The sequence below is a fragment of the Planococcus maritimus genome (genome assembly GCF_001687625.2).
GTDB lineage: Bacteria > Bacillota > Bacilli > Bacillales_A > Planococcaceae > Planococcus > Planococcus maritimus.
The window spans coordinates 2,440,571-2,460,442 of the sequence record NZ_CP016538.2 but is presented as its reverse complement, the minus strand read 5'-3'; the positions used below and the strand labels follow the sequence as shown (position 1 = coordinate 2,460,442).

Below are 19,872 nucleotides of genomic sequence, written 5' to 3'. Positions count from 1 at the left end.
GTATTATGAAAAAAAAGGTATTATTATTAGGGAATCATGGGTTTGTAATATATAATTTTCGTAAAGAATTAATTCAAAGGTTATTAAAAGATGACTATGAAGTGTATATCTCTCTTCCTTACGACGAAAAAGTTGATTTAATGATTAGTTGGGGATGTAAGTTTGTCGAAACAAATGTAGATAGGAGAGGAACAAATCCAGCAACAGATTTGAGGTTAGTTGGTCATTACGTAAAAATATTAAGAGACATAAAACCAGATGTAGTACTTACATATACTATAAAGCCTAATTTATACGGTGGTATAGCCTGCAGAATGTTAAATATTCCTTGCATAAACAATATCACAGGCTTAGGAAGTGGCTTTAGCGGTAACCCGACCTTAAAGTTTTTATTATCAAGTTTATATAAAGTGGGATTAAAGAAATCAAAATGTGTTTTCTTCCAAAATATTGAAGACATGAATAGCTTGGTACAGAAAAATATTGTTAAAGGGCCTTATGAATTAATACCTGGCTCAGGAGTGAATTTAAATGAATATAAGTTTATAGAATTCCCGCCAGAAGATAATTTAAACTTTATTTTTATAGGTCGAATAATGAAAGATAAAGGAATAGATCAGTATTTAGAAGCAGCAAGAGAAGTGAAAATAATGTATCCTAAGGTCAATTTTAATGTAATTGGTTTTATTGAAAAATCTCAGTCGCAATATAATGAATTAATTGATAAATATGTTGAAGAAGGTTATATAAATTATTTGGGTTATCAATCTGATGTGAAACCATATATTCAAGCATCAAGTTGTTTGATTCAACCTTCTCATGGTGGGGAAGGGTTATCGAATGTATTATTAGAGACTGCTGCTACCGGCAGAGCTTTGATTGCCTCAAATATACCAGGTTGCAGAGAGACTATTGAAGAAGGGGTAAACGGATATACTTTTAAGAAGAAAAATACACAGAGCTTGGTGAATAAGATAGAGCAGTTTATAAACTTGTCTTATGCAGAAAAAAAAGAGATGGGTAATAAATCAAGGATGAAAATGGAAAAAAAATTCAGTAGAGATGTTGTAGTGAATGCATATATGAAAGAAATAGAAAATGCGAAGGAGATTACAAGTGAACTACAAAAAGCTAATTCCTAATCAAAATTTAAGATTACAAATTTTAAAGTTGATTGATTTTATACCTGATAAGATGATGATTAATCTCCAATACAGAATATCGCAAAATCGAAAGCTCAACCTAAAAAATCCTCATAGATTTACAGAAAAACTACAATGGTATAAGTTATATCATAGAGATCCACTTATGGTTCAGTGTTCTGATAAATATAAAGTTCGTGAATATATTACTTCAAAAGGTTTTGAGAATATCTTAGTCCCACTATATGGTGTTTATGATCGAGCCGAAGATATAGATTTTAAAAATTTACCTGATAAATTTGTTTTAAAAACTAATAATGGGAGTCACACCAATATAATATGTGAAGACAAATCACAACTAGATATTGACTTAACTAAAATAACTCTTAATGAATGGTTAAATACTTGGAACGGTAAGATGGGAAGAGAATGGGCATATCACGACATAAAACCAAAAATAATCTGTGAAAAGTTTTTAGAAAAAGATACTAATGGAGATTTAATTGATTATAAGTTTTTTTGTTTTAATGGAAAACCATTTTCATTGTATGTGATAGTGGAAAGGTTTTTAGCTGATGGAATAAAATTGGGTATTTTCGATACTAAATTCAACAAACTTCCATATAAAAGAGCAGATATAAAAGGCATAACTTCTAATATTTCGAAACCTAAGAATTTTGATAAAATGGTTGAAATTGCAGAAGTATTATCAAAAGACTTTCCACATGTAAGAGTTGATTTATACAATGTAGATGGAGAAATTTATTTTGGAGAACTTACTTTTTATACAGCTGGTGGCTATCAGAAGTACCAAAATGATGAATTTGATTTTTTGTTAGGCGAACAATTTATATTGCCTAAGTAACTAGAGAAATTTTTTCAGTTATTTCATTTTATGATATTTAAGTTGATTGGAGAAAAAAATGCAAAATAATCTCATTCCAAAAATTTCAGTGATAATTCCGGTTTTCAATACAGAAAAATATTTAAAAACTTGCATAAATAGTGTCTTAAACCAAGAATACGATGATTTTGAGCTAATTTTAGTTAATGATGGATCATCTGATGGCAGCGGCGTAATATGTGAGGAATATTCAAGAACAAATTCTAGAGTAAAAACCGTTCATCTTAGTAATGGGGGAGCAGCAACAGCAAGAAATGTTGGTATAGAAAAATCTAAAGGTGAATACATTATGTTTTTAGATAGTGACGATTTTTGGATCGACGGATGCTTAAGTGAAATTGCAGCGAAATTATCTAGTCATGAAGAGATAGATGTAATGTTTTTAAATTATGCAATTGTTAAAAAAGATGGAAGCTTAACAGAATTTAAAGGGTATAAATTTGATTATCTTACAAGAAGAGATTTATTAAAATATATATCATTACAAAACAAAGTGGCAGTGAGTGCCTGCTTAAAAGTAATAAATAAAAAAATGTTTTCAGAAAAAAAAATATACTTTAAAAATGGTCTTCTAGCAGAGGATATAGATTGGTTTTTTAATTTGATGCGAGTAGCAGATAGTTTCACGACCTATAATGGAGATTTTTATTGTTATAGAATTTTAGAAAATTCAGCTTCTAGAAGTATTAGTGAAAAGAGAATTATTGACTATTTATACATATTAAATACTTGGGTTGAAATTGTTAATAAAGAAATAGACAAAGAAGAACAATTTTACTTCTATAATATGATTGGATATGAATATGAAGTTTTGCTCGCTACTTTTTTTGATTATAAAAAAAGCGTTCGAGTCAAGTATTTGTCAGAAATTAAAAGTCTTATTTGGATTTTGAATTATAGAAAAAAACCGCGTAGTAAAATGATAAAATTTTTAAATAAGTTGGTTGGATTTAATAATACATGTAAAATATTGAACTATTACTTGCATAATAGAAAAATCAATTAAGGTGGTTAATAATGTCAGGGGAAATATTGGTAACTGTTTTAACTCCTACTTATAATAGGGCTCATAAGTTGCCCGATCTGTTTGAAAGTTTGTTAAACCAAAGAAATTATGATTTTAATTGGTTAATAATAGATGATGGAAGTAATGATAACACACAAGAAATTGTAAAAAGTTTTAAAACTGATAAATTTTCAATTACATATGTTTACAAAGAAAATGGCGGTAAACATACCGCTCATAATGAAGGAATAAAACTTATAAAATCAGAGCTTACCATGATCGTCGATAGCGATGATATATTAACAAATGATGCAATTGAGTTAGTTCATGAAAACTGGTTGCCATTTAGAAATCTAGATTTATGTGGTGTAAGTTTTTTGAAAGGTTATAAAAATGGGAACATAAGTGGAAGTAGGTTTCCAAAGGATAAATTCGTAGGAAACTTCATTGATGTAAGGATTAATAGAAGGGATCTTACCGAAAAAGCAGAAGTTTGGGTAACATCTGTATTGAGAAAATATCCTTTTCCAGTTTTTAAAGGTGAAACTTTTGTAGGGGAAGGTTCTATTTGGTGTACTATAGCAAAAGAAAAAAATATGTTATTTGTTAATAAGGTTATATATATTTTTGAATATGAAGAAGATGGACTTACAAAATCAGGTAAGAATATGAGGATAAGAAATCCTTTGGGAGGCATGTTTGCAGCAAAGGTTGTTTTATCAAAAGAATTTAATTGGCTTATAAGGATAAAAAAAATGTGGTTATTTATTTGCTATGGTTTTTTCGCAAAGATGAGTGTATTTGAAATGTACAAAGAATCCCCAATGAAAATATTTTTCTTAGTAAATATCCCATTTGGATACCTATTATATAAGTATTGGGATAAAAAGTATAATAGGTAAAAGTTTCATAGTAAAAATATAAGAGGAGATTCTATGATAATAGCCTATTTAGTAGCTTTAATATTAGTTATGCCAATATTAGTAATTCACGAATTAATGATGAAAAGTAAGAACTCTAAACGTAAAGAATACACTATGGTGATGATTTATACAGTAATAATTTTTTTAGTTATTACTGGGTTAAGAGATACTGCTACTATATCTATCGAACACTATCGACAGAGTGATGAATTAACTTATAGAAGAACATTTGACATGTTGATAGGCACTCGCTTTTCTTTGTTAAATGTAAATTCGTTCGAGTGGTTGCGATACGTTCTAGATTGGACTTTAGCAAACGTTTTTAAAAGTTCTCAAATTTGGGTTTTTACTTATGCTTTTATAACAAATTTTTTATATGTATATGCAATAAGGAAGTATGTGAAACCTTTTTGGGTGGGGATTTTCTTATATATAACAGTTGGAGTTTTTATTTTTCAAATGAATGGAACAACTACTGTTTTAGCAAGCGCTATATTACTTCAAAGTTTCCGATTTGCGATAGAAAGAAAATTTTGGAAATATCTATTTGTAGTGTTTATTGCAAGTGGTATACATTTCAGCGCATGGGTGATGTTACCTCTATATTTTGTATTAACAAAAAAATTTTTTACTAAAGGTACTCCAATATGGATAATGATTTCTATATTATTTATGTTTGGATTTAATAGCATAGCAAACTTTATTCTTCCTAAAACGCCTTACGCACATTATTTATATCAAATTAATGGCGAAGAAATACAAGGTGTAAATGTTCTGCGAATAATAACTTTTGTTACTGTTTATTTTTTTATTTTAACTTTCACAAAAAAAATAAAAAACTTCTCCAGCACAGATCGATATTTCACCAACATGATTATTATTTTGTTAACAATCAATATTGCTTCTGGAGTTTACGTATATATTTATAGGTTTAACGAAATTTTTATATTTGCTTTAATTTATATGTTGCCTCGAATAATTTATTCTTTTAGGAGTAGCATTAGGTATTTTTTACTTCTAGTATTTCTTCTAGCATTTTTTATCTTTGGAATTCAGCAAAGTTGGAATATTTTATATGAAAATATTCTTTTTAAGTAAATATAGTGTAATAATATTGAAGATGGGTCAAATAAACATGGTCATATGAGATAACTGAGTTCATATATTTTCAAATTGTGAAAGGTTGATGAGATTGAAATTTATTTTAGTACATGTCGGTCCGATTCATAAATATCCACCTGCGATGGCGGTATTACAAACTTTAAGTGATTTTGGGTATGAAGTCGTATTATGTACAACCGATATCACTGAAGAAGTTAAAAATATTTGTGATGTGAGAAAAATTAAAGTGATAAATATTAAAGCGAATTTTGAAACCCCTAAAAATCAATTAGATAAATTATCAAAACTTATCAAATTAAAAAAAGAAATATGGAAAGAAATTGATTTGATATATGATGAATCTTCTGTTTTATGGGTGTTTTCAGACGCTACATTAAAACATTTAGGCAGAAAATTATTAGAAAGAAAATATGTGCTACATATGTTTGAGTTGAGTAAAGAAGTATACTATCATCATAAAATTCCTATTATTTCAGTTAATATGAAAAAGTATGCTCAAAGTGCTTTGTGTGTTATTCAAGCAGAATACAATAGAAGTCATATTTCTAAGATTTGGTGGGACTTAGAAAAATTGCCCGTGGTATTTCCCAATAAACCATATCAAAAAAAAGAAATACGAAAATATTCATCAATTACTGACAAGACCGCAAACTTGACAATAGAGAAAATAAAAGGAAGAAAAATAATATTATATCAAGGGAATTTAGGTGGAGAGCGCCCATTAGAAAACTTAATAAAAGCTGTTGATCGACTAGGAAATGAATATGCTTTTGTAGTTATGTCAGGCAGCGAAGATATCTATGAGCATATCAATAGCGATAACTATTTCTTTATACCATATGTTTCTGCCCCACTGCACTTAGAAATAACTAGTCATGCATTTATAGGTGTTATGTCATACGTGCCGGTGAAAAATGGTTACTCCAAATTGAATGCTCTATACTGTGCGCCGAATAAAATTTATGAATATTCTATGTTTGGCATACCCATGATAGGCAATGATATTCCTGGTCTTTCAAATATTTTTAGATCAACTAACAGCGGAGTTTGTGTAGAAAAATTTGATGAAGACTCTATTGTTGATGCTATAGCAAAAATAGAAAATGAATATACTGATATGTCATTTAATTCGAAAAAATTTTACAACGATACGAATGTAAATAATCGAATAAAAAAAATAATTAATGAAATTGTTGATTCTTAATTTTGCTTTAAAAACAGGATATTATCTTTAGTATATTTTTTTGTAAAGTGATAATTTGGAAAAATAAATAATCATATATATCATAAGTGGATTTCTTGTAATGAAGAGCGTGAGGTATAATTAAATATGTTTAAACTTAAAAAGTTTTTTTCTTCTACGTTAATGAAAAATGGAATGTGGCTCTATCTGTTGCAGCTATTTAATACATTATTACCTTTACTGACTATACCTTACTTAACTAGAATTTTAGGGGCAAGTGTATATGGCAGTTTTTCTTTTTCGTTAAATATCATAGGATATTTTCAAGTTATTGTTGAGTATGGATTTAATCTTACTGGATCTAGAAAAATAGCTACTGCTAAAAACAAGGAAGAGATAGAAAAAATTTATAGTGCGATAACAACCAGCAAAATCATACTTTGTATTATTACTTTTGTGCTTATGATTATTATTTCGTCTATATTTAACATAAACCAAACTCAGTTTATTAGTATGATAATTTTATATATTCTAGTGATAGGTACTTCATTGCAACAAACTTGGCTATTCCAAGGAATACAAGATATGAAATACATTACTATTATTAATGTGATTGCAAGAACTTTCTCATTAATCTTCATATTCCTATTCGTTAAAAATCCAAACGATTTATATGTATATTGTGCAGTATATTCTATAACTTTTTTAATTAATGGAATAATAAGTACTATAATAATTGCAAAAAAACTCAAAATAAAATATAAAATACCAAATTTTTTTGAAGTGAAAAATGAATTCAATGAAGGTTGGCATATATTCACAACTTCTGCTATGTCACGGATCTTTAGTACTTTTAGTATTACTATACTAGGTTTTATTAGCACCGATAGTGATGTAGGGATTTTCGCTGCAATGCAAAAAATACCTTTAATTATAGTTATGTTATTTGCGCCAATTGGTGTTGTTATATATCCATATGTAAGTAAAATATATGATGAATCTTTTGACAAAGGCATTAAAGTAGTAGAAAGAATTGGTAAAATCACACTTCCATTTGCAACTTTAATTGCTATAGTTTTGATTTTTTATTCTAAAGAAGTGACAAATTTAGTTTTCGGTACCGAATATGTGACATACGCTTTATTATTAATACCTTTAAGTAGTTGGATGATCATGAGTATACTTAATAACTTTCTTGGAATCCAAATAGTAGTAGCAAGTGGACATCAAAAAGAATATAGCACGGCGTTTAAATATAGTCTTATTGCTTTAGTTTTATTCAATATTATTTTTGGGCTTTTATGGGGGGTGTATGGAGTCGCCGTAGCCAACTTTATAGCCGAATTGACATTAACAATTATTCTGGTATTTATAATAAAAAAAATAAGGATAAATAATTCATTAAAACTTTAATAGGGGGGGATTTTATGTTTAATATCTCAGTAGCTGGAACAGGCTATGTCGGATTAGTCGCTGGAGTCTGTTTTGCGGAAATGGGTCATAAAGTGACTTGCGTAGATATAGATAACACAAAAGTAAAACTTATGCAATCTGGTGTATCACCAATTTATGAGAAAAATTTAGAAGAACTAATGCAAAAAAATTACGCTGCTGGAAGAATCGATTACACTACAGACTTCAAAGCTGCTTATAAAGCTGCTGATGCAGTATTTATTGGCGTCGGCACTCCAGAAAATAAAGACGGTTCTGCAAATCTTTCTTTCATAGCGACAGTAGCAAGACAAATTGCTGAAAATGTTGAGCAAGATTGTTTAGTAGTTGTTAAGTCAACTGTTCCTGTAGGTACAAATGATAAAGTTGAGCAGTTTATCAGTGATTTCTTAGTTAACGATGTACGTGTTGAAGTTGCATCAAATCCTGAGTTTTTGGCTCAAGGATCCGCCGTTCATGACACGCTGTATGCTAAACGAATTGTTATTGGAACTGAAAGCGAATGGGCAGAGAACTTGCTTAAAGACATCTATAAACCATTTAACTTGCCCGTTGTTGCTGTAAACAGACGTTCAGCAGAGATGATTAAATATGCTTCAAATGACTTCCTGGCATTAAAAATCTCATATATGAATGATATTGCAAATCTTTGTGAGTTAGTAGGGGCGGATATTCAAGATGTTGCAGAAGGCATGAGCTTCGATGACCGTATCGGAAGTAAGTTCTTGAACGCGGGAATTGGCTATGGTGGATCTTGTTTTCCTAAAGACACAAAAGCCCTTGAATATCTGGCTACTCAAAATGGCTATGATTTAAAAACGATTAAAGCAGCTATTGATGTCAATAAAGACCAAAAGACACTTCTTTATAAAAAAGCCAGTAAACGCCTTATCACTTTGAACGGTTTGAAAGTAGCAGTTTTAGGATTGACATTCAAACCCGGAACTGACGATTTGAGAGAAGCTCCTTCTCTTGAAAACGTTCCATTGCTATTGGAACAAGGTGCAGACATCTATGCGTACGATCCGATTGGTGCGGATAACTTTGCTAAGGTATATCCAGAAGGGCCGAATGGCAAAGGAAATATCACATATGTAACGAACGCTGAAGCTGCGCTACAAGATGCGAATGTATGCTTTATCTTTACTGAGTGGGGCGAAATAAGGGCTGTTCAACCAGAGGCATTTAAGCTATTGATGCGGACACCGTTAGTTTACGATGGACGAAATTTACATGAAGTAGAACAAATGGTAGATGCAGGTGTTGAGTATCACTCAGTTGGACGTCCATCAGCTAAGAGAGTGAGTCGTGAGGAGGCGAGAGAACGTGAACTACAATCCTCTAAACGTGGATAAGACTTATCTGATCACAGGTGCTGCTGGGTTTATTGGCCACTATTTATCCAAGCGGTTACTTGATAAAGGCTGCAAAGTAATCGGTCTGGATAATATGAATGATTATTACGATGTGAAATTGAAAGAACAGCGTCTTGAAATATTGGCTCCTTATAGGAATTTTACTTTTTTAAAGAGTGACATTTCTAATAAAGAGGCACTAATGCAGATTTTCGATGAATACAAGCCGGAGATTGTCATTAATTTAGCTGCTCAAGCAGGTGTAAGATACTCCATTGAAAATCCTGATGCTTATATTCAAAGTAATATTATTGGCTTTTATAACATCCTTGAGGCTTGCAGGCACTACCCAGTAGAACATTTACTATATGCTTCTTCAAGCTCCGTTTATGGCGCTAATAAAAAGGTGCCTTTCGAGGAAACTGATTTTGTTGATCAACCGGTTTCGCTGTATGCTTCAACTAAGAAATCAAATGAACTCATGGCTCACACGTATAGCCACCTTTATAAATTCCCATCTACTGGGCTAAGGTTCTTTACTGTTTATGGACCAATGGGTAGACCTGATATGGCATATTTCGGGTTTACCGATAAGTTCTTTAATGGGGAAGAAATAAAAATCTACAATAACGGTGATTTTGATAATGATTTGTACCGTGACTTCACTTACATTGATGATATTGTAGAGGGGATTGAACGCCTTCTTTCTAACCCACCATCTGCAGATGATCAAGTAGCGCACAAAGTATTCAATATCGGTAACAACAATCCTGAGAAACTGATGACGTTTATCGGGGCGTTAGAAAAGGCGTTAAGTAATACACTTGGTGAAAGCGCTGAGTTCAAAAAGAAATTCGAACCGATTAAACCTGGGGATGTACCTGCTACGTATGCATCCACCGATCAATTGCAAAAAGCAGTCGGATTTAAACCGACTACATCGATTGAAGAAGGATTACAAAAGTTTGTAGATTGGTACTGCCAATACTATGATGTGAAAAAGACAAAAGTATAAAAAATCCCTCATCTTTTTAAAAAAGGTGAGGGATTTTGAAATTATATAGTAAAAAATACCTCGGTATATTCTTAACTTTTCTAGTTACATCATACTTGGAGAAATGGTATAATTTTTACATCTTATGAAATTATTTATAAAGAGTATACAGCTTATATCTGTAAATAAATGCTTAGAAGGTGCAAAGATGAAAGTGAAAAAGGCCATAATTCCAGCGGCAGGTCTCGGAACACGTTTCTTGCCAGCGACAAAAGCTATGCCGAAAGAGATGCTACCAATTGTTGATAAACCAACAATTCAATATATAGTTGAAGAAGCAATTGCTTCCGGAATAGAAGATATTATTATCGTTACCGGCAAACATAAACGCTCAATTGAAGACCACTTCGATCATGCATTCGAACTGGAAGACACTTTGATGAAAAAAGGAAAAATGGATATGCTCGATTCTGTGTTGCAAACATCAAATGTAGAAATCCATTACATCCGTCAAAAACAACCGCTTGGCCTTGGCCATGCCATCTGGTCGGCACGTAAGTTCATCGGTGACGAGCCGTTTGCAGTATTGCTTGGCGATGACATTGTAGAGCACTCTGAGCCATGCCTTGCTCAATTGATGAACCAGTATGAACAAACTCAAAACAGCATCATCGGTGTTCAGCAAGTAGCGGAAGATCAAACGAATCGCTATGGCATTATTGATCCAATTTCAGTGGATAATAAACTAATTGCTGTAAACAAATTTGTAGAGAAACCAGCACTTGGTACAGCACCGTCAAACTACGCTATCATGGGCCGTTATGTGTTAACTCCTGAAATCTTCCAATTCCTAGAGAAGCATGAACTCGGGGCTGGTGGAGAAATCCAGTTAACAGATGCTATCCAACAGCTTAACGAAAAACAAGCAGTCTATGCCTACGAATTTGAAGGTAGACGTTTTGATGTTGGAGAGAAGTTTGGCTTTATTGAAACGACGATTGAGTTTGCATTGCAACGTCCAGAATTGAAAGATCAATTGCTGGAGTTGTTTGAGAAGAAATTAAAAGAAGTTAAACAAAAAGTAAATTAAATTAAGAGTTGAAGATAACAAGCTCCTTGTTGTCTTCAACTCTTTTTATTAATAATTCGTTAAAGGAAAAGCACACGATTATTCGTTTGCTTTGATTTATCTATTAAAAATATAATAGTAAATAATAAGTTTAAAAATGTACTATAATGTAATTTATGATGATATAATAACTAAGTATTTTACATTTATATAGTAATTTAGTTTTATTTATTGAATTAAAATAGATTCAGTAGAAAGGGGAGCAGTTTAAAGTTAATTAGTAAAATTCAATTATAAAGTTGAAAGTTAGAATTCAAAGTTTCGATGGAATAATATTCCTTACGTTGATGATCATCAACGTAAAGAGCTAAAATTTAAAGTAAATATAATGTCGGAGGTAAGTATGAAGAAACTGTCATTTTTAATAGTAGCTATTTTATTCTTGAATATTTTATTGCCAAAAGTGCAAGCCGATGAGATTGGAACCTCTTTAGGGGGAATTATTAAAACTAATACAGTACTAACCACTGATAAATCACCTTATTATTTGTCAAAGGATCTTCAACTGGCAGAAGGAAAGAAATTAACAATTGAAGAAGGAGTCGTAATCGATGGGAATGGCTTTTCTCTAACTACATGGGGGAACCTAGAAATAAAAGGAACACATGATAAAGTCGTGAAAATAAATAATTTGCACATAGGTACCGGGAGTCAAAGTTATAATAGTCAAGAACTGCCGCCCACTATAGATATTCAATTTGCACATATTAAAGGAGGGAGTTTATTAAAAGCTTCAGGAGGTTCTGCAAAAGGAAATCTTATTTTGAGAGATAGTGTAGTTAAAGATACTGATCAATATCATTATACTCACATATGGTACCCGTCAAAAGATGTATACATTGAAAGAAATACTTTCTACAATGCGGGCAAGTTGGATATTGGTGTTAGTGGAACAAAAGTATACGTTAATAATAATGTTTTTTTTAATAATAAAAGTAGAACTTATTATAATGATGCAGATATTGTTAATTGGAATGCAGGAGGAAGTCCTGACGTGATTTTGCGATATAATAGCTTTCTTTCACCGGACGGTTATTCAGTGAAATTAGCAGAAGGATATCGTGACACCGCTATCGACGCTAAAGAAAATTACTGGGGTACAATTGATGAAAATGAAATTGACGATAAAATTTTTGACAAAAATGATGACTTAAGAGCAGCATCGTATACTGAGTACCAACCCTATTTAAAAGAACCACATAAGGATACTCATCAATTCACCTATTTGGAGATTCCGCAACCTATCCTATCAACTGTATACGATCATTCAACTGTGATTGAAGGATATATTCCTATTAAGATTGAGGAAGCGAAAATCATAGTAAGGGACTGGGCTGATGAAATAATAGGTATTGAAGAGAATTATAATGGGGAGAGCAATTTCAAAGTATCAATTCCTAAGCAATCAGCTGAAAGTTATTTATCTGTCGTTGTCATCGATAGATTTGGGAATGAGAGTCAGCCTTACGGATTATATGTGGAGGATGGTACTCCCCCAGATGCACCGATAGTAAAGGAAATTACAGACAAGTCAGTTGAAGTCGTGGGTACAACAGAGCCACATTCTTATGTCAAAGCTAGAACGTCGGATTCCAAGCTTATTGGAGAGGCTTGGGCTGATATGTATGGTGATTTTATTATACCAATCGAAAAGCAAAAGGTTGGTGCTAAAATAAGTGTTACCGCATTGGATTACATGATGAACGAAAGTAAAGAAACTGTGGTAATCGTACAAAATTCCACACTACCTTCTATTCCAAGCTTTGAACTTATTACAGATCAAACTGTAGAAGTTAAGGGAAAAGCAGACTTCAACACTACTGTATTTATTGCAAATGAAGCTGAAGATAAAATTTATAATGCTTCAACCCAGTCTGATGGAAGCTTTTATATCGCTATTGATAAACAAAAAGCAGAGAGTATCTTATATATTTTCGCGGAAGATGCTTTGGGTAATAGCAGTAGCAAAAAAGAAGTGATTGTAAAAGATGTTACAGCTCCGGATATACCAAACGTCGATGATGTCAGTGATCAATCTGAGACAATAACTGGTAATGCAGAAGCTGATTCTATAGTCCAAGTTAAAAATGACCAAAAAGAAATTGGAAAGATTGCTGCTAAAGCAGATGGTACATTTTCACTGAGTATTGAGAAACAAATAGCTGGGACAAAATTATCCATCACCGCAACAGATAAAGCAGGTAATCAAAGTATTGAAAAATTCATTATAGTAAAAGATAGAACTGCACCCGAAAAACCTCAGGTTAATGAAGTAACAGATACTTCAACAAACGTAACAGGGAAAGCTGAGGCAAATTCACAAGTAACAGTCAAGGCAGGGGCGCAAAAACTGGGCTCTGCCACAGCGAAAGCGGATCGTACTTTCTCCATCGAAATTGCTAAACAACAAGTAGGCACAAAATTGACGGTTACAGCGGAGGACGCAGCTGGTAACAAGAGTGGAGTTGTAACGTTAACTGTTTCAGATGCCACAGCACCTAAAGCTCCAATTGTGGATGAAGTTACGGATCAATCGACTCAATTAACGGGTAAAGCAGAAGCTGACTCTATAGTTCAAGTTAAAAAGGGTCAAACAGAAATAGGAAAAACAACTGCTAAAGCAGACGGTTCATTTTCACTGGATATTGAGAAGCAAACAGCTGGAACCAAATTATCCATTACCGCAACAGACAAAGCCGGTAACTTGGGAGCTGAAAAACTAGTTACGGTCAAAGATGTAACACCACCTGAAAAACCACAAGTTAATGAAGTAACAGATGCTTCGACTAGTGTATCGGGTAAAGCTGAAGCGGGTACTAAAGTAAGCGTTAAATTTGGAACTCAAGAAATTGCTTCCACCACTGCAAATGCAGATGGGACATTTACCGCTGTAATAGAGAAGCAAACAGCTGGAACAGAGCTGCATATTACCGCTACAGATAAAGCAAACCTTGTCAGTGCGGAGATTGTGATTACCGTAGTGGATAGAACGGCTCCTGATGCTCCAGTTGTAGATCAAGTTACCGATCAATCTACTGTTATTAAAGGTAAAGCGGAAGCTGGCTCTAAAGTTGAAGTGAAGGCTGGGTCTACTGTACTCGGTTCTATTAAAACGGCTACAGATGGAACGTTCTCGCTTGCTATTGATAAGCAAAAAGCAGCGACTAAGTTGACTGTCACTGCAACGGATGCAGCCGGCAACAAGGGTGCAGAAACTGTAGTAATTGTTACAGATGTAACCGCACCTGTTAAACCTACAGTTGAAAAAGTGACAGACCAATCGGTTACGATTATAGGAATTGCGGAAGCGAACTCTATCGTGACTGTGAAATCCGATTCAAAAGAAATCGCTACAGCAAAGGCAGCATCAGATGGGAAATACTCCATCGCAATTGACAAACAAAAAGCAGGAACCAAATTATCTATTATAGCAACGGATAAAGCTGGAAATATGAGTGAAGCTACTAATATCACTGTTATTGACGTTACAGCTCCAGCATCACCTATAGTAGACAAAGTCGTTGAAAAATCAACTAAAGTCACTGGAACTGCAGAAGCAGGTAGTGAGATTGTTGTGAAAGCCAAATCAACCATCTTGGCTCAGGGCAAGGCTGATTTGAATGGTAAGTTTTCTTTAACTATTGAACCTCAAGTATCTGGACAAGAATTGATTATTACTGCAATTGACGCAGCTGGTAATATCAGTGCGGAAACTAAAATCACGGTTGCGAAAGCGGCACCGGAAACAACCGAACGCATTTCAGGATCTGATCGCTATACAACGGCCATCGCCATTTCAAAAGAAGGATGGAAAACAGCAGATACGGTTGTTCTGGCAACAGCCGGCGATTTTCCGGATGCACTAGCGGGCGGACCGCTTGCGTATCAGGAAGATGCTCCGATTCTTTTGACACGTACTAAAGCGTTGAATGTTGAAACTAAAGAAGAAATTGAACGCCTCGGGGCGAAAAAGGTCATCATCCTTGGCAGTAAGGGTGCAGTTTCAGCGGAAGTGGAAACGGAACTGAAGAAAATGGGCCTCGTTACCGAGCGTCTTGGCGGCAAGACCCGTTTTGAAACAGCGGCATTGATTGCTGGGAAAATGAACTCTGATCAGGCAATTGTTGCGAATGGTTTGAACTTCCCAGATGTTCTTTCCGTTTCCTCGTACGCAGCAAAAAATGGCGTGCCGATCCTCCTAACGCGAACAGATCGTCTGCCAGATGAAACAAAATTCGCATTAGACGGCATTTCTTCGACTTATGTTATCGGCAGCACGGGTGTTGTCAGCAAGTCTGTCTCTGACAGTTTGCCGAAGCCTACCCGTTTCGGCGGCAAAGACCGTTACGAGACAGGCTATGAAGTAGCGACAAAACTTAAGTTGGGTACTGACAAAGCGTATATCGCAACGGGCTCAAACTTCCCGGATGCTTTAGCTGGGTCTGTCTTGGCTGCGAAGAACGATGCGCCAATCCTGTTGGTGCGCCCGCAGCAAATTCCGGAAGCGACTAACAAGCAATTGGCAACATATGATGGTTTCTCAATCTTTGGCGGGACTGGCGCTGTCTCTGACGGTGTGAAGGATTTGTTGGATGTAACATTGAAGAACAACTAAAGGAATAACTTATTTACAGCGTTTTTTAAAAGAAATGGAAAAGTCAGGTTGGAAAGTTAATCATTCATTTTTATATTGAACCGTCGATAATTTAAATCGACGGTTTTTTTGTATAATATCTTAACTCAGTAAATCATTAAAAAACTTAAAATAGTCATTGTATCTGAATAATTACAGTTATAAAAACTGTATACAATTATTCAGATATTAAAATGTTCAAGGCGGTGACCGTCTTGTTTGAAACGACGGTGTATTTTGCAATACAAGAATACAGAGAGTTGCAAAGAGAAAGTACATAGTGTTGCAATGAATAATACAGACTCAAAGTTGATTTGACATGAAGCCTCTGCGGGCAGGAGTCACGAGCCGAGAAGCCAGTCACTTAAAGGATCTGGCTCGTCCCAAGCAGGTTATCATGCCCGCCTCTCCATATAAAATATTGACTAGATTAGTACGTATTTTTTGTTGCAACTCTCTGCACTATTTTGTTGCATTACTATGTACTGTTATTTTGCATTACACAGGCGGAAAGCAATTTAGGTAGAATATCCGCTAAAGATATTGCGTATGAACAAATTAAAGAAAAGATCTTAGAGTGTGTGTTGGAATCTGGTCAAGCGATTGTTAATGAGAAGCTCGGGAAAGAATTGGAGATCAGTCGCACACCGCTTCGGTAAGCTTTGCAGCGCTTGGAAGTAGTAGAGCTGGTGGTGCGTAATTCCAATGGCACCTTTAATGTAACGCCAATTTCGATCAAAGAAGTTAAAGAGCTATGTATTATGCGAAGCAAGCTCGAAGGGATCTTAATCCGGGATGCCATTAACAATTTGACGGATGAGTCGATTGAGTATTTATCTTATTTGACAAAGATGGTTCAATTTACTTCACGTTTGGAGAATTACAAAGACATCGATGATTTTGGCGGCAAATTCCACAACGCCATTTACACCATCAGCAATAACACCACGGTTGTAAAAAAATTTTCCAATTAAATGATCGACTGACCCGTTAGCACCATTTGGCTCACCAGCATTTACTGGAAATCATAATTTCCTCAGATGAGCACGAAATCATTTTGGATGCGATGGTCAATCGAGATAAGGACCGGGCAGAGCTAGAGATTAAAAAACACATTATTGAAGCGATGAGAGTCGCAGTCAAAGTAGTTGAACAATATGAGAACGCGAACAAAGCAGCGAGCGAGGGGAAGTAACCTAGCCATAAACTAAATTTAGGGGGGCCGTGACGTATGCAGTAATCGGTGGAGGCAATACGGGCCAGGCAATTGCTGGCTGTCTGACATTGAACGAGGAACAGGTGAAGTTGTACGTAAGAGGTGATAAACGGGGGCGCGGATTTCACGTGAGGGTTTGTATGTGGCCGGCATTTATTCTGGATACGTTCAATTGAAGGCTTCGACTTCGATGGAGCAAGTGTTGTTTGGTGCAGAAACCATCATTGTCTCTACGACGGCGGACGGACATAAGCCGGTGATCAGAGAAATACAGCCATATCTACAGCCCAACTAGACTATTGTTTTTATCCCAGACTACTGGGGGGCAATCGAGTCCAAGCAATTGCTTGGTGGTGAAATTGAAGCAAAAAACATCACCATCGCTGAAACGAGTACCCAGCCGTTCATTAGCAACGCTGACGATGCTGGAGGCGTAGTGATTTGAAAGATTAAAAGCAATGTATTGGTCATTACGCTGTCGGCTTCTCGGGGGCAACAGGAATTGCCATTGACGTTTTGGCGCTTATTCCCTCAACTCATTCCACCGAAGAACATTTTCGAGACTTCATTCAATAATACGAATGTTGTCGTTCACGTACCAATCGCCGTCTTTAATGCGAGCCGTATTGTTGATTCAAAAGCGTTTCGGTTTTATCGGACAGTGCCTCATTAGTGACGATGAGATATATCAAGAAAGTGGGGAATAGTCTATATGAAAAATAGAATTTTGAATTAGTAGAAATTGGCGAACAGGAACTGAAATTTAAATAAGCCCTTTAAAATATAAAAGCCCTAGTTGAAGATTCAACTGGGGCTTTACTATTGAGACTTTACTAATTCAATGAAATTGAATCAAGTTTATACTTTGAGCTAGAATTATCAAACTAAGTAGATATATAGGCTAGGTGATAAAAAGAGAATGTTTTTTTATATATGATTATCAAAAAATACTATGAAAAATATTAAATAGTAAAAAATAGTAATAATATATTTACTATTGATTGATTTTGTGTAAAATTAAATTAGGACTATTTATTAATCAACTGAACATATAGTCACTATAATAAAGATTTAAAGGAGTGATAATATATTCATCTAAGTTACGAGCTAGATATTTACTTTTGAAGAACTAAAACAGGCTTCAAACAATTTGAAATATTAATTCCTGAGAAGGTAAAAACATTATAAGTTAAAGGATCAACATAAAAAATTTGAAAAGGGGTTATAAAATTGACAAATGTAAATAAGTTCCGGAATCATTTACAACAAATTGATCTCTATATGGAAGAGATTAAAAATGAAAATGGAGGAGTTTTTTTTAGAACTAGGCAAAGTTTTGAAAATGGAGGATCAGTTGTAGTAGTTGCTGCTTTTAATGACACTGAAAATATACTGGATTTGCAAGTGTTTAACGTAGCGAATATAGCCAACCCATTAAAAAAAGAAGCTATACATCAATTGATTAATAACTTAAATACTGATTATAGATTTTCAAAGTTCTACGAATACGAAGGGAAAGTAACAGTACAATATTCATATGCAATTAATGCAGAAAATTTTGAGCCAAGTGAGGCTATTAATAATTTAATTATGCTAGTGGAAACTTCTGAAGAGAGTTATCCTAAATTCATGAAAATCCAGTGGGCTTAATACTAATAACGTGATATAAAAATTTATTCTAAAGGAGAATAAAATGGGTATCTTTAATGGAAAAAGAAAAAATAGAGCTGAAAATTATCTAATGGAAGGTTTACAAGCTCACAAAGACAAAGATGCCTTAAAAGCTATTAGTTTTTTAGAAAAGGCATTGGCGGAGTTACCTCTTGATGCCAAAGAACAAATATTTCAAGTTTATCTCTTTTCAGGAGTAAATTATAAAAGAATAAATGACCTTGAAACGGCCTACATTATGTATAAGAAGGCTTCTGAATTTGCAAGTAGTGGAGAGAATTTAACAGAAGTACATAACGCACTGGGGAAAATTTGTTATTTACTTAATAAACAAGATGAATCGGTCGAAAATTATATGATTTCGATAGGTTCAGCAATTAATTGGACTACTGAAGAACACTTTAAGGTCCTAGGAGGAAATTTGTATCACCACTTGGGACATGCTCTCGCAGATTTCCATACAAACTTACCAAATGAGTTTAAATTGCTAATTCCAGAATATAAGAAATCATTAATGGGGAGTTCTAACTTATATAATCAAGATGCTATTCCAACATATATTGACCTTGCAATAGGTTACTGGAAAGAAAATAAAGCGATGTATATGTAAAAGCTTTTGAAACAAATGCAGTTTTCTAAGGTGTATTGTGTGTTGAAGAAAATGACACAATTTTGAAGTGGAAAATATTATATAGGTTTTAATTTGTGTTTATTACCCTTGAGCTTACAATTCAGAACAGCTAATAAAAAAGCCACGAGTTGAATGAATGAACTGAGACCCATTTAATGAACAATTAAACAAAAGTACCCGGCAACTAGGCTGCGATTAGAGGACTTTGGTTTTTACCGGAGTCCTCTTTATTAAAGAATCCATTGTTTATATCAATGCCGGTTTAATTTTCCTCAATATAACCGGAGTAAAGTTCCCCACTTGAGTTACTTTGTAGGTGGAGTAGCCGGATAAATTCCGGCTTTTTTCTATTCTTTTATGCGATTGTTATAAAGATTACTGAATAGTGAAGTAGAAATCTTACTCGAAATCACCGAATGCCGTCATAAAATGGTTTCTGCGATTTACTGTTCTCAACTCGAGCCGAGTGGCAGCATTTGAATTCGAGTAATGAAACTGTTGCAGAAACCAT

17 protein-coding genes are annotated in these 19,872 nt (G+C 34.0%); all 17 read left to right on the top strand.

Annotated elements, in window-relative coordinates:
* The first annotated feature begins 5 nt into the window (after nucleotides 1–5).
* The 17 genes from BBI11_RS12245 (at nucleotide 6) to BBI11_RS12180 (ending at nucleotide 19,340) form a co-directional block, all read left to right on the top strand.
* A complete protein-coding gene (locus BBI11_RS12245) occupies nucleotides 6–1,142 on the top strand; it encodes a glycosyltransferase family 4 protein (RefSeq protein WP_068463759.1) in 1,137 nt (378 codons plus the stop codon).
* Nucleotides 1,117–2,007, top strand: coding sequence for an ATP-grasp fold amidoligase family protein (locus tag BBI11_RS12240; protein WP_068463757.1), 891 nt, complete (start codon nucleotides 1,117–1,119; stop codon nucleotides 2,005–2,007). Before BBI11_RS12245 ends, BBI11_RS12240 begins: the two co-directional genes overlap by 26 nt.
* A 46-nt stretch (nucleotides 2,008–2,053) precedes the next feature.
* Entirely contained in the window at nucleotides 2,054–3,052 is a 999-nt protein-coding gene (locus BBI11_RS12235; RefSeq protein ID WP_208597151.1) for a glycosyltransferase family 2 protein, read from the top strand.
* An 11-nt stretch (nucleotides 3,053–3,063) separates the two neighbouring features.
* Nucleotides 3,064–3,954, top strand: a complete 891-nt coding sequence (locus BBI11_RS12230; RefSeq protein WP_068463751.1) for a glycosyltransferase family 2 protein — start codon at nucleotides 3,064–3,066, stop codon at nucleotides 3,952–3,954.
* A gap of 33 nt (nucleotides 3,955–3,987) precedes the next feature.
* On the top strand, nucleotides 3,988–5,073 hold the full coding sequence (locus BBI11_RS12225; RefSeq protein ID WP_068463748.1) for an EpsG family protein: 1,086 nt from the start codon (nucleotides 3,988–3,990) through the stop codon (nucleotides 5,071–5,073).
* A gap of 88 nt (nucleotides 5,074–5,161) precedes the next feature.
* Nucleotides 5,162–6,301: a glycosyltransferase gene (locus BBI11_RS12220; protein WP_068463745.1), complete on the top strand. Its 1,140-nt coding sequence runs from the start codon at nucleotides 5,162–5,164 to the stop codon at nucleotides 6,299–6,301.
* Nucleotides 6,302–6,463: 162 nt separating this feature from the next.
* On the top strand, nucleotides 6,464–7,693 hold the full coding sequence (locus BBI11_RS12215) for a flippase (protein ID WP_208597150.1): 1,230 nt from the start codon (nucleotides 6,464–6,466) through the stop codon (nucleotides 7,691–7,693).
* Nucleotides 7,694–7,707: 14 nt separating this feature from the next.
* Nucleotides 7,708–9,087, top strand: a complete 1,380-nt coding sequence (locus BBI11_RS12210; protein ID WP_068463739.1) for a UDP-glucose dehydrogenase family protein — start codon at nucleotides 7,708–7,710, stop codon at nucleotides 9,085–9,087.
* Nucleotides 9,059–10,102, top strand: coding sequence for a GDP-mannose 4,6-dehydratase (locus tag BBI11_RS12205; RefSeq protein ID WP_068463737.1), 1,044 nt, complete (start codon nucleotides 9,059–9,061; stop codon nucleotides 10,100–10,102). The genes BBI11_RS12210 and BBI11_RS12205 overlap by 29 nt, the downstream gene beginning before the upstream one ends.
* Nucleotides 10,103–10,289: 187 nt before the next feature.
* The gene (galU, locus tag BBI11_RS12200) at nucleotides 10,290–11,171 is read left to right on the top strand and encodes a UTP--glucose-1-phosphate uridylyltransferase GalU (protein ID WP_068463733.1); all 882 of its coding nucleotides are present in this window, start codon (nucleotides 10,290–10,292) and stop codon (nucleotides 11,169–11,171) included.
* Between the two features lie 382 nt (nucleotides 11,172–11,553).
* Nucleotides 11,554–15,825, top strand: coding sequence for an Ig-like domain-containing protein (locus BBI11_RS12195; protein ID WP_068463730.1), 4,272 nt, complete (start codon nucleotides 11,554–11,556; stop codon nucleotides 15,823–15,825).
* 680 nt (nucleotides 15,826–16,505) lie between these two features.
* Nucleotides 16,506–16,817: a GntR family transcriptional regulator gene (locus BBI11_RS12190; RefSeq protein ID WP_068463728.1), complete on the top strand. Its 312-nt coding sequence runs from the start codon at nucleotides 16,506–16,508 to the stop codon at nucleotides 16,815–16,817.
* Between the two features lie 92 nt (nucleotides 16,818–16,909).
* Nucleotides 16,910–17,038: a hypothetical protein gene (locus tag BBI11_RS16685; protein WP_257785551.1), complete on the top strand. Its 129-nt coding sequence runs from the start codon at nucleotides 16,910–16,912 to the stop codon at nucleotides 17,036–17,038.
* 29 nt (nucleotides 17,039–17,067) lie between these two features.
* Nucleotides 17,068–17,235 (top strand): hypothetical protein, encoded by a 168-nt coding sequence (locus BBI11_RS16565; RefSeq protein ID WP_208597149.1) that lies wholly within the window; start codon nucleotides 17,068–17,070, stop codon nucleotides 17,233–17,235.
* A 287-nt stretch (nucleotides 17,236–17,522) separates the two neighbouring features.
* Entirely contained in the window at nucleotides 17,523–17,732 is a 210-nt protein-coding gene (locus BBI11_RS16560) for a hypothetical protein (protein WP_208597148.1), read from the top strand.
* Between the two features lie 608 nt (nucleotides 17,733–18,340).
* Nucleotides 18,341–18,709 carry a YbjN domain-containing protein gene (locus BBI11_RS12185; protein ID WP_167358167.1) on the top strand — a complete coding sequence of 123 codons (369 nt, stop codon included), beginning with the start codon at nucleotides 18,341–18,343 and terminating at the stop codon, nucleotides 18,707–18,709.
* Between the two features lie 43 nt (nucleotides 18,710–18,752).
* The gene (locus BBI11_RS12180; protein WP_068463724.1) at nucleotides 18,753–19,340 is read left to right on the top strand and encodes a hypothetical protein; all 588 of its coding nucleotides are present in this window, start codon (nucleotides 18,753–18,755) and stop codon (nucleotides 19,338–19,340) included.
* The last annotated feature ends 532 nt before the right edge of the window (nucleotides 19,341–19,872 follow it).